Here is an 11,489-nt window from a genome sequence, read left to right on the forward strand (position 1 = left end):
GGCGCCCCGCCGCCGCCCCACTGGCCATCGCACCCTTCCGCGCCTATGCCGCGTTGCAACAATAAAGCATGACAGGAGACGATCAGGTGGCCAGCACCGCGAGCGAGAAGGTCCAATATGTCTACCGCTTCGGCGGCGGCACGTCGGAAGGGGAGGCGGGTCAGAAGAACCTGCTCGGCGGCAAGGGCGCGAACCTCGCCGAAATGGCCTCGATCGGTCTGCCCGTCCCTCCCGGCTTCACCATCTCGACCGAGATGTGCACGCGCTACTACGAGGAAGGCGAGCGCTTCCCCGACTCACTGCGCGACGAGGTCGCCGCCGGCATCGCCCATATCGAGCAGGTGACCGGTAAGACGTTCGGCGACGCGTCGGACCCCTTGCTCGTCTCGGTCCGCTCGGGCGCGCGCGTCTCGATGCCGGGCATGATGGACACCGTCCTCAACCTCGGATTGAACGACCAGACGGTCCAGGGTCTCGCCACCGCCAGCGGCGACGCCCGCTTCGCCTGGGACAGCTATCGCCGCTTCATCCAGATGTACGCCGACGTGGTGCTCGAACTCGACCACGGCGCATTCGAGGAAGCGCTGGAGGTCGCCAAGGAGGACCGCGGCTACACGCTCGACACCGAACTCTCCGCCGACGACCTCAAGGCTTTGGTCGACGAGTACAAGGCGCTGGTCGAGCAGCAATGGGGCAAGCCCTTCCCGCAAGACGAGCACGACCAGCTGTGGGGCGCGGTCGGCGCCGTCTTCGGCTCGTGGCAGTCGGACCGTGCCAAGGTCTATCGCCGCCTCAACGACATCCCCGCCGACTGGGGCACCGCGGTCAACGTGCAGGCGATGGTGTTCGGCAACATGGGCGACACCAGCGCGACGGGCGTCGCCTTCACCCGCGATCCCTCCAAGGGCGACCGGGCATACTACGGCGAGTTCCTGATCAACGCGCAGGGCGAGGACGTCGTCGCCGGCATCCGCACGCCGCAATACCTGACCAAGGCCGCACGCGAGGAGGCGGGTGCCAAGCCCGCCTCGATGGAAGAAGCGCTGTCGGAGGTCTACACCGAGCTGGCGGGCGTGTTCGACCGGCTAGAGACGCACTACCGCGACATGCAGGACATCGAGTTCACGGTGCAGCAGGGCAAGCTCTGGATGCTCCAGACCCGCTCGGGCAAGCGCACCGCCAAGGCGGCGCTCAAAATCGCGGTCGACATGGCAAACGAAGGGCTGATCTCGCGAGAAGAGGCCGTCGCCCGCGTCGACCCCGCCGCGCTCGACCAGTTGCTCCACCCGACGCTCGACCCCGAGGCGAAGCGCGACGTCCTGACCAAGGGGCTGCCCGCCTCGCCCGGTGCCGCCTCCGGAGAGGCGGTGTTCGACGCCGACACCGCCGAGCGCCACGCCGCCGACGGCAAGTCGGTGATCCTGATCCGCACCGAGACGTCGCCGGAGGACATCCACGGCATGCACGCCGCCCGCGGCATCCTGACCGCGCGCGGGGGCATGACCAGCCACGCCGCGGTGGTCGCGCGCGGCATGGGCCGCCCGTGCGTCTCGGGCGCGGGCTCGATCTCGATCGACGCGCGAGCCAAGGTGATGCGCGCCGCGGGTCGCGAAGTGCGCGAGGGCGACACCGTCACGATCGACGGCTCGACCGGCGAGGTGATGGCGGGCGAGGTCGCGACGATCCAGCCCGAGCTCGCCGGCGACTTCGGCACGCTGATGGAATGGGCCGACGAGGTCCGCCGCCTCAAGGTCCGCGCCAACGCCGAGACGCCTGCCGACTGCCAGGTCGCGCGCGACTTCGGGGCGGAGGGCGTCGGCCTGTGCCGCACCGAGCACATGTTCTTCGAGGCCTCGCGCATCACCGCGGTTCGCCAGATGATCCTCGCCGAGGACGAGGCCGGTCGCCGCGCCGCGCTCGACCGCCTGCTGCCCGAGCAGCGCAGCGATTTCGCCGCGATCTTCGAGGTGATGGCGGGGTTGCCCGTTACCGTCCGCCTGCTCGATCCTCCCTTGCACGAATTCCTCCCACACGAGGAAGCCGAATTCGCCGAGGTTGCCGAGGCCGCGGGAATCGCGGTCGACCAGCTCAAGCGCCGCGCCGCCGAGTTGCACGAGTTCAACCCGATGCTCGGTCACCGCGGCTGCCGCCTGGGGGTCACCTACCCCGAAATCTACGAGATGCAGGCGCGCGCGATCTTCGAGGCCGCGATCGACGTGGCGGAAAAATCGGGCGAGGCACCGATCCCCGAGGTCATGATCCCGCTCGTCGCCACCAAGCGCGAGCTCGACCTAATGAAGGCGGTGGTCGACGCCGCGGCGAAGGCCGTCTTCGCCGAGCGCGGGCGCGAGATCACCTATCTCGTCGGCACGATGATCGAGCTGCCCCGCGCGGCCTTGAAGGCGGGCGAGATCGCCGAGACGGGCGAGTTCTTCTCCTTCGGCACCAACGACCTGACGCAGACGACGCTGGGCGTCAGCCGCGACGACGCCGCGCGCTTCCTGGGCACCTATGTCGAGAAGGGCATCTACGCCAAGGACCCGTTCGTCAGCCTCGACGTCGAGGGGGTCGGCGAGTTGGTCCGCCTCGCCGCCGAGCGCGGTCGCGCGACGCGCGGCGACATCAAGCTCGGCATCTGCGGCGAGCACGGCGGCGATCCCGGCTCGATCGCCTTCTGCGAGGAAGTCGGGCTCGATTACGTCAGCGCCTCGCCCTACCGCGTGCCGATCGCGCGGCTGGCGGCGGCGCAGGCGGCGCTCAAGTCACGCTAACGACGAAGGCCGCTGGGGCGCAGGTGCCCCGGCGGCCTCACGTTCTGCTGACGGTCGCCGCTCAGAGCGGGCGGCGATCCTCGTCGCGGTACGCCGGCTCGGCGCGCGACGCCGCATCCGGCGCACTGGCCACCGGAATGGCGCTCGCCAGCCGCGCATTGTCGCGCTCCAGCTCGGCGACGCGCGCCTCGAGTGCCCGGCGCGTCTCCGTGTGGCCGTTGCGCTCCTCGGCGTAGCGCTGCTTCCACTTCTTGCCGCCAGGGTGGCTCGCCAGCCCGAACAGCCATCCCGCGATCAGCGCGACGACCAGCGCGATATATTGCGTGGTGGTGGTGAACAGCATTTCTACCCTCCTGTTACGCTCCCATAACGAGGCGTGCGAAGCGCTGTTCCCTTGGCTTAACCGCCCGGCCCGTTGCCGGAGAAGGCGTCGCTGATCGAGCACGCCGCCGGCCCCAGGATGACGACGAACAGCACCGGCAGGATGAACAGGATCAGCGGCACCGTCATGATCGCGGGCAGGCGGGCGGCCTTCTCCTCCGCGCGCATCATGCGCTCGTTGCGGAACTCGGCCGACAGCACGCGCAGCGCGCTGGCGAGCGGGGTGCCGTACTTCTCGGTCTGGACCATGGTGGTGACAACGCCCTTCACTGCGTCGAGCGCGACGCGCGTCGCCAAATTCTCGAACGCCTGCCGACGATCGGTCAGGAAGCCGAGCTCGATCGCGGTCAGCGCGAACTCCTCACCCAGTTCGGGATAGGCCTTGCCTAGTTCCTTCGCCACGCGGTGGAACGCCGCGTCGACGGTCAGGCCGGCCTCCGCGCAGATCACCAGCAGGTCGAGCGCGTCGGGCAGCCCCTTGCGGATCGCATCCGTTCGCTTGGTGATCAGGTTCTTCAGGTAGATGTCGGGCGCCTTATAGGCGAGGATGAAGGTCGTCGCGACCAGGGCGTAGCGCTTGAGCGGCCCCCATGCCGGGAATGCGTCGAGCCCGTAGACCCACAGCAGCATCAACCCGCCGAACACGATCGGCAGCATCAGTCGCCCGAAGATGACCGCGATCGCCCAGTCCTTCTTGCGGATGCCGGCCTGGAGCAGCTTGACCTGCGCGGCCTTGACCTGCTCGTCCTGCAGCATCTTGAAGCTGGACAGCATGTCGCGCACGCGATCCGCGGTCTCGTTTTTCTGGACCAGCTTGGCGCGGCGCTTCGAGGTCGAGGCGGTGATCCCCGCCTTCAACTGTTCGCGGCGATCATTGAGCGCCTTGACGCGCTTGGCCATCGGGTCGCGCACGCTGAGCGCGGCGTAGATCGCGAGCATGACAGCGGCGGCAGCGACGCCCGACAGCAGGGTCGCGACCCAGATGACATCGATGCCCATCAGCGTGGGGCCGTTCGCGACGTTCATATCTCGAAACTCACCATCTTGGCCATGATGAACGCACCGATGCTCATCCACAGCAGGCCGCCGCCACCCGCGATCATCAGGCGCTGGTCGACGAAGAAATTCTGCATGTACGTGCCGTTGATCATCCAGATGAGGATGAAGACGATGAACGGCAGCGAGCCGACGATATAGGCCGACGCCTTCGACTCCGACGACATCGCGCGAATCTTCAGCTTCATCTGCATACGCGACCGCAGCACGGTGGCGAGGTTCTGGAGCGTTTCGGCGAGGTTGCCGCCGGTCTCGCGCTGGATCGCGATGGTGATGACGAAGAACTGGAACTCGGGCGTGCCCAGCCGGTCGGCCGTTTCCTGCAGCGCCACGTCCATCGAGCGCCCGATCTTCATCTTGTCGCTGACCGAGCGGAATTCCTCACCGACCGGGCCGTCGACCTCGGCGCCGACCACCGACATCGTCTCGGTGATCGGCAGGCCCGAGCGGAGCCCGCGGACGAGGAGTTCGATCGCGTCGGGGAACTTGGCGGTGAACTTGGCGACGCGCTTCTTGATGACCTTGCCGACCACCATGTGCGGCAGGCCCGCGCCGACCCCCAGCGCGAGGAACAGCGCGAGCAGCAGCGGGAACCCGCGCAGCAGCAGCAGCAGCGTCAGGCCGACCGCCAGCCCCAGCGACACGGTGCCGTACTGGCCGACGGTCCAGCTCTTGCCGGTCATGTTGAGCCGTTTCTGCAACTCGGCCGGGTTGGGCAGCAGCCGCAGCGCGGCCTTGTCGACCTTGGTCTGGCTGCGCCCGGTGATGCGGCGCATCTGCGCCTCCATCGCCCCCTCCATCGAGGTGGAATGACGCTCGCGCAGCGCGACCAGCCGGCGGTTGCTCGCCTTCTGCCCCGACGGGCCGGCGAAGGCGAACAGGATCATGCCGAGCGTGACGAGCGCGCCGATCCCGATGAAGATTAGTGGCAGCATGCCTCGTTCCTTGCCCTCGCGCGCGCCGTCGCCCGCCTATTTCGCCGCGGCCTTGGCCGACGGCTTCTTGCCCGCGTCCTTCTTGGCGACCAGACCCTTCAGGTTGGTGAACTTGCCGAGCAACGATCCCCCCTTCGCCGTGGGGCTCGTCGGATTGCCGTCCTCGTCGTTGACGCAGAGCATCGCGGCGAGATCGACGAGGGGTTGCACGGTCTTCGACGCCTTGCCCGTTTCCGCCAGCGGCTTGCCGAGCTTCGCTGCCTGCGCGGCGAGCTTCTGGTCGAATGGCACGATCAGGTCGATCTTGCGCTCGATCGACCCCTCAAAATCCTTGCGCGTGATCTCCTGCGTGGTGCCGGGATGGACGCGGTTCGCGACTACCGTGACCTGCATCTGCGGCGCGTTGCTGCGGATCCACGACAGCAGCCGGATCGTGTCGCGCGCGGCGGCGAGCGTCAGCTCGGTCACGATCACCGCGCTGTTCACGTCGTTGACAAGGTGCGGGTGCTGCACCAGCATCATGCGCGGCAGGTCGACCACCGTGCACTCGAACGCGCCGCGCATCTCCTCCTGCAACTGGTAGAAGGCAGCGCCATCGGTCATCACCGGCTGGCTGATCGGCGCCTCGGCGGAGAGTACCGACAGTTTCTCCGATGCCTTCACCATCGCGCGCTCGATGAACAAGCCGTCGATGCGGCTCGGGTTCTCGATCGCGTCGGTCAGACCGCGTCCGGGCTCGAGGTCGAGCGCGAGCGCGCCCGTCCCGAAATGCACGTCGAGGTCGAGCAGGGCGGTGGTGCGCTGTTCCTTGTCGCTCAGCAGCCAGGCGAGCGAGGTCGCGACCGTCGACGCGCCCGCCCCGCCGCGCGTCCCGATTACCGCGATCGCGCAATGCGGGCGATCGCCGCCGGCGTCGCTGACCTTGGGCGTGTTGATGATCGCCTGCGCCTGCGCGAAGGCGTCGCGCAGCATGTCGGCGGAGAAGGGTTTCAGCAGGTAGTCGTGGATGCCCGATGCCAGCAGGTCGCGGTACAGCCGCACGTCGTTGACCTGGCCTGCGGCGATCACGACCGTGCCGGGCTCGCACACCTCGGCCAGCCCGTTGATGTCGCCCAGCGGATCGCCCGATTCGGACAGGTCGACGAACAGCACGTGCGGGCTGGTCGACACCGACAGAGTCTGCACCGCGTTGCGCAGGCCGCCCTTGTGGACGTTGTCCGACGGCCAGCCCATCTCGGACGCGATCGGGCGCAGCGCGTCGGCCGAGGCGTCGTCCGCGGCGAAGGCGAGGAACGGGGTGCGATTGGCGAGGCCGCCCGGCCGCCAGGGCGCGTTCACTTCTTCTCTCCGACCGAGTCGGCCTGGTTCTTGACCCAGGTGCCGCCGTTGCCTGTCGGCACCGCCGCGCGCATCGTGTTGATCGCGCGCGACCCCGTAGCCGCGTCATAGGCGCCGCTGCCCGGCGCGCCGCGGACGAGGTCGGTCGGGTTGGCGACCATCGCCGCCAGGTTGGTGTTGGTGGCGCACCCGTAGTTCGATCCGGTGTGCGCGTTGAAGTTCGGATCGTTCATCCGCGACCAGTCGGCGCAGCCCGGCACCGCGGCATGCGCGCGGCTGACGACGATGCGGACCGTGCCCGGCACCACCGGCGATCCGGTGACCGGCGCTTCCTCCGACACCAGCAGGCCGTAGCGCGCGGCAATCTGCGCCACGTCGCCGCGCGTCTGGCGGTCGGCGCCGTAGGGCGCGTCGAGCGCGATCGTGTCGCCGTAGCCGATGCGCAGCGTGTCCATCCAGCCGACCACGCGGCGTGCCTCGTCCGGCGCGATGCCGGAAGGGCCCGCCTGCACGTCGAGCGCGTAGTCGGCGCGGGTGACGACCGGCTGGTGCACCGATTCGAGCCCGCGGTTGGCCGTGCCGCATCCGGCAAGGAAGGTCGCGCCGGCGACGGCGGCGAGGAGAAGGGGGCGCGTGGTCATGGGCTTGTTCCCTTTCTGGCGCATCAGTTGATCGAGAAGCCGGGGGCCGGAGCGGCGCCCTTGCGGTCGGCGGGCTTGGTCGCCTTGCGATCGGCGGCCGCGCGCGGCGGCGCGGCGGGTGCGGGAATCGGCTGGTTCGGTCGCGGCGCGGCGGCGGCACCGATCGCGGGGGCGGGCGCGGGGCCGACCTGCATCGTGGGCTTCGGCCGCTCAGCGCCGCTCTGCCCGTCGGTCAGCTGGCCCAGCAGCACGCGCTGCAGGTCGGTCGGCGCCTTGTAGCCGTCGGTCGGCAGCGCGATGTCGCTGCCGTTGACCGGCTTGACCAGGTAGGGCGTGATGATGATGACCAGCTCGGTCTCGTTGCGCTGGAACGCGTTCGACCGGAACAGCGCACCCAGCACCGGCACGTCGCCGACGCCCGGCGTCTTGTCGAAGGTGTTGGAATGGTTGTTCGACATCAGCCCCGCGATCATGAAGCTCTGCCCCGATCCCAGCTCGACGGTCGTCTCGGCGCGCCTGGTCGTCAGCGCGGGTACCCGCGACTGTCCGACCGCGATCGCGTTGGCGTAATCGAGGTTGGACACCTCCGGGCGGACGCGCAGCGAGATGCGACCGTCCGACAACACGGTCGGGGTGTAGGCTAGGCTGACGCCGAACTGCTTGTACTCGATCGTCACCGCGCCCAGCCCCTGCGAGATCGGGATGGGGATCTCGCCGCCGGCCAGGAACGTACCCGTCTCGCCCGACAGCGCGGTCAGGTTCGGGTTGGCGAGCGAGGTCACCTGTCCGTTCTGCTCACCCAGATCGAGTGCCGAGAGCACGTCGAGCCCGAGCAGCTTGCCCGCGAAACCGAGCGACGAGCGGACATTGTCCGGTCTCCCGGCGAACGAATAGGCACTGCCCGAATTGGGCAGCACGAACTGACCGGTCCTGAGATCGAGTGGCAGTTGGATCGTGCCGGCCGGCAGGCCGTAGCGGGCCGAGGCATCGACCAGCGGCAGGCCCGACGTGTTCGCGTTGCCGATCGCGTTGCCGCCCCGGCCCGAGGCGATGGAGAAGTTGAACCCGTTGGTCGTGTCGCGCGTGATCAGGTTGTTGCCGATGTTCTTCAGGAAGCTGCGGTTCACTTCCGCGAACTTGACCTGTAGATTGACCTGCAGCGGCGTCGCGGTGCGCAACCGGCTGAGCACCTTGGTGTTCTCGCCGACGAACGCCGCGACCAGCTTCTCGGCCTCCGCACCGTCCTCCGGACCGCGCACCGTGCCGGTCAGCAGCACCAGGCCGTTCATCGGCGTCGCGGTGATCTGCGCGTCGGGCATGGCGAGGTTGAGCATCGACTGGATCGAGTCGTAATTGTTGCCGACGCGGACGTTGGCGGCATAGACCACCGCGCCGCCCTTCGCGGTCGCCGACACCGTCGTCTCGCCCGGCTTCTTGCCGAAGACGTAGAGCTGCGTGGGCGAGCGGACCTGGACGTCCGCGATCTCCGGGTTGGCGACGAACAGGTCGCTCATCGGACGCGCCAGCGTGATCAGCCGGCCGCGGTTGGTCGACACCTGCACGGTGCTGGGCGCGGCAGTCGTGGTGCCCGCTTGCGCGGATACGATGGTGGGCGCGGCGGTGACGGTAGCGCTCGCCAGGGCGAGGGCCAGCGGCCAGCCGAGCGGCGTGGTGGACGAACGCATGGTTTACTTCCCCCCGACCGGAACTTCGGTCACGTTGTTGCCGCGGGCGACCCGAACGACCGGCCCGGTCGGCGCGGGCGATGCGCCCGGCGCGCCGCCCCCGTTTGATGGCGCCATCGGCGCGGCCATCGCCGCGGGCGCCGCCATCCCGCCGCTGCTCGGCTTGCCGGGCACGGTGCGGCGCTGGAACCGGGACACGTCGGCCCCGGTGATGAAGCTGCTCGCGCCCGATTGCGGGATGTTCGCCGCGCGGGCGAGCATCGCCTTCTCGTTTCCGCCGTCGCCGACGCTGACCTGGCCCGACGCGATCGCTTCCTCCAGCTGCCCGGCAGTGTCCGCAATCGAGCGCAGCGACAGCGACAGATTGCCCAGCGTCTGCGCGAGCTCGATCTGTTCGGCGATCCGCGGCGTCGCCTCCACGGTTACCGTGGAGAAGGTCTTGACGACCGTGTTGCCCTTGTCGTCCTTCTCGTCGCTGGTGCTCTGGTCGGTGGCGAGTACGCGCAGGTTGCGTACCACCGTCTCGCTGGTTTTCAGCGGCGCACCGTCGCCGCCGCCCTCGACCGACTGCGTCAGGATAAGGTCGATGTGATCGCCCGGAAACACGAAGCCCGCGACCGAGGTCTGCGCCGACACCGGCACCGTCACCGCGCGCATCCCCGCGCCCAGCGCCGCGGCCAGGAAGCCGCGGTCGCCAGGCTTCACCAGTGCGCCCTGCGTCACCGGCTGACCCGCGGTGATCGGCAGGCGCACCACCGTGCCGATCAGCTTGGCCATGTCGGTGCCGTCCTTCTTGAAATAAGCGTTCTCGACCAGCTCGCTCGGCCACGGCTGAAACTTCAGCGCGGTCGCGTCCAGGATCGTGCCGACCGGCAGCGCCCGCGTCGCGACCAGCACCTCGGGGCCGGTCGGAACCGGCGCCGCGATCGGGATCGCCTCCGCGGTCGGCGCCGCGCTGCCCGCCATCAGCGTGCGTGCCATGAAGGCGGTGATCGCGGCCACGAACAGCGCGCCGATCAGCAGAGCCACCTTGCGAGTGTCCATTCTTTCCTTAGCCCCTTTGCGTCCGGCATCGTGCTGGAGCGGCCGATTCTTCGGCCCCCATCATCACGAAAATTGGTTAACGAGCGGTTCGCGCAGCGCGAGCAGTCCGGCAAAGGCGATCGCGACCCCGTACGGGATCTCGATCGCGTCCTCGCGCCGCCGCAACTTGTGCTCGATCACGAACGCGAGCGTCAGCGCGCCGCCCGCCAGCGACATGACGATCAGCATGTTGACGACGTTCAGGGGCGCGAGCCACAGCGCCAGCGCGCCGATCAGCTTGACGTCGCCGCCGCCCATCTGCCCCAGCGCGAACGCGCCGCAGAAAAGCGCGAACGCGACCAGCGCGACGCCCAGCTGCACCGCCATCATCGGCCACGGGTCGAGCCCGACCGCGTACCACCACAACGGCGCCAGCAGCGCGATCGCGGCGTTCTTCCAATTGGCGATCTCGCGCCGGCGCGCGTCCTCGACCCCGGCCGACACCAGCAACAAGCCAAGACAGGCGGGCAGAGCCCAGACGAGAATGCCCATATCCATGCAATCGGCGGGTAGACGATATGCCTTAGGAAACCGTAACCATGCCCGCGATGACCCGTTTCGCCGCCCATCGCCGCGCCATCCCGGCCGATGCCCGCGTGTCGACGTGGCACGCCGCCGACGGCTGGCCGATCCGCCGCTTCGACTGGCCGGCGAGCAGCCCGCGCGGCGCGATCCTGTTCCAGACCGGGCGCGGCGACGTGTTCGAGAAGTATCTGGAAGCCTTCGCGCATTGGCACGATGCCGGCTGGTCGGTGTCGGCGTTCGACTGGCGCGGGCAGGGCGGATCGGGCCGGCTCTCCCCCGACCGCAACGTCGGCCACGCCGACGACTTCGCGCCGTGGATCGCCGACCTCGCCGACTTCTGGCGCGGCTGGTCGGCGCAGAACACCGGGCCGCGCGTCGTCGTCGGTCACTCGATGGGCGGGTTCCTGGTGTTGCGCGCGCTCGTCGACCGCGTGATCCATGCCGACGCCGCGGTGCTGGTCGCGCCGATGCTGAGGTTGCGCTCCCCCGTCGGCGCGCGGGTCGGCGGCTGGCTCGCCGCCTTGATGCGCCGCGCGGGCGATCCCGCGCGCGCGGCGTGGAAGGGGCATGAGCGGCCCGGCGCGCGCGACCGCCGCCTGCTGCTGACCGCCGACGAGGCGCGCTACGCCGACGAGGGCTGGTGGTACGAGCAAGCGCCCGAGCTCAAGCTCGGCCCACCCAGCTGGGCGTGGCTCGCCGAGGCGTTCGCCGCCACCGACCGCCTCCGCCGCGACCCCGCGCTCGCGCCGATGGCCGTGCCGACGCTGCTGCTGCTCGCCGACCGCGATGCTCTGGTCGACTCGCGCGCCGCCGCGGCGATCGGCGCACGCCTGCCGGACGCGAAGGTGGTGCGCTTCGGCGCGGAGGCCGCGCACGAGCTGCTGCGCGAGGCCGATCCGGTGCGCGACCGCGCGCTCGCCGCGATCGACGCGTTTCTGTTCGGGCGCGTTACCCGGTGAACTACGACATCGCGATCGTCGGCGCCGGCATCGCCGGGGCGAGCCTCGCCGCCGCGATCAGTGACCGGGCGCGCGTGCTGCTGCTCGAGGCGGAGGACCAGCCCGGCTATCACGC

The 11,489-nt window shown here is 69.4% G+C and carries 11 protein-coding genes; 3 read left to right on the forward strand and 8 right to left on the reverse strand.

Features of this window, described 5'->3' with window-relative positions; genetic code table 11:
* The first annotated feature begins 68 nt into the window (after positions 1-68).
* On the forward strand, positions 69-2,771 hold the full coding sequence (gene ppdK / locus ACFDS6_RS08260) for a pyruvate, phosphate dikinase (protein WP_375271668.1): 2,703 nt from the start codon (positions 69-71) through the stop codon (positions 2,769-2,771).
* Positions 2,772-2,832: 61 nt separating this feature from the next.
* Here ppdK and ACFDS6_RS08265 read toward each other — a convergent pair whose 3' ends face one another.
* The 8 genes from ACFDS6_RS08265 to ACFDS6_RS08300 form a co-directional block, all read right to left on the reverse strand.
* Complete coding sequence (locus tag ACFDS6_RS08265; protein ID WP_375271669.1) at positions 2,833-3,114, reverse strand: hypothetical protein; 282 nt, start codon at positions 3,112-3,114, stop codon at positions 2,833-2,835.
* 56 nt (positions 3,115-3,170) lie between these two features.
* Positions 3,171-4,178: a type II secretion system F family protein gene (locus tag ACFDS6_RS08270; protein ID WP_375271670.1), complete on the reverse strand. Its 1,008-nt coding sequence runs from the start codon at positions 4,176-4,178 to the stop codon at positions 3,171-3,173.
* Complete coding sequence (locus ACFDS6_RS08275; protein ID WP_375271671.1) at positions 4,175-5,143, reverse strand: type II secretion system F family protein; 969 nt, start codon at positions 5,141-5,143, stop codon at positions 4,175-4,177. Before ACFDS6_RS08275 ends, ACFDS6_RS08270 begins: the two co-directional genes overlap by 4 nt.
* A gap of 36 nt (positions 5,144-5,179) precedes the next feature.
* The gene (locus tag ACFDS6_RS08280; RefSeq protein ID WP_375271672.1) at positions 5,180-6,481 is read right to left on the reverse strand and encodes a pilus assembly protein CpaE; all 1,302 of its coding nucleotides are present in this window, start codon (positions 6,479-6,481) and stop codon (positions 5,180-5,182) included.
* The gene (locus ACFDS6_RS08285; RefSeq protein ID WP_375271673.1) at positions 6,478-7,122 is read right to left on the reverse strand and encodes a CpaD family pilus assembly protein; all 645 of its coding nucleotides are present in this window, start codon (positions 7,120-7,122) and stop codon (positions 6,478-6,480) included. Before ACFDS6_RS08285 ends, ACFDS6_RS08280 begins: the two co-directional genes overlap by 4 nt.
* A 23-nt stretch (positions 7,123-7,145) precedes the next feature.
* Positions 7,146-8,807 carry a type II and III secretion system protein family protein gene (locus ACFDS6_RS08290; RefSeq protein ID WP_375271674.1) on the reverse strand — a complete coding sequence of 554 codons (1,662 nt, stop codon included), beginning with the start codon at positions 8,805-8,807 and terminating at the stop codon, positions 7,146-7,148.
* A gap of 3 nt (positions 8,808-8,810) precedes the next feature.
* Positions 8,811-9,851 carry a Flp pilus assembly protein CpaB gene (gene cpaB / locus ACFDS6_RS08295; RefSeq protein WP_375271675.1) on the reverse strand — a complete coding sequence of 347 codons (1,041 nt, stop codon included), beginning with the start codon at positions 9,849-9,851 and terminating at the stop codon, positions 8,811-8,813.
* Between the two features lie 63 nt (positions 9,852-9,914).
* Positions 9,915-10,388 carry a prepilin peptidase gene (locus tag ACFDS6_RS08300; RefSeq protein ID WP_375271676.1) on the reverse strand — a complete coding sequence of 158 codons (474 nt, stop codon included), beginning with the start codon at positions 10,386-10,388 and terminating at the stop codon, positions 9,915-9,917.
* A 50-nt stretch (positions 10,389-10,438) separates the two neighbouring features.
* Here ACFDS6_RS08300 and ACFDS6_RS08305 point away from each other — a divergent pair, with 50 nt between their 5' ends.
* Positions 10,439-11,374 (forward strand): alpha/beta fold hydrolase, encoded by a 936-nt coding sequence (locus ACFDS6_RS08305; RefSeq protein ID WP_375271677.1) that lies wholly within the window; start codon positions 10,439-10,441, stop codon positions 11,372-11,374.
* A partial coding sequence (locus ACFDS6_RS08310) for an FAD-dependent oxidoreductase (protein ID WP_375271726.1) occupies positions 11,371-11,489 on the forward strand: 119 nt, incomplete at its 3' end. The genes ACFDS6_RS08305 and ACFDS6_RS08310, both read left to right, overlap by 4 nt.

It is taken from the genome of Sphingomonas sp. (assembly GCF_042095875.1).
In the GTDB taxonomy this organism is placed as follows: domain Bacteria; phylum Pseudomonadota; class Alphaproteobacteria; order Sphingomonadales; family Sphingomonadaceae; genus Sphingomonas.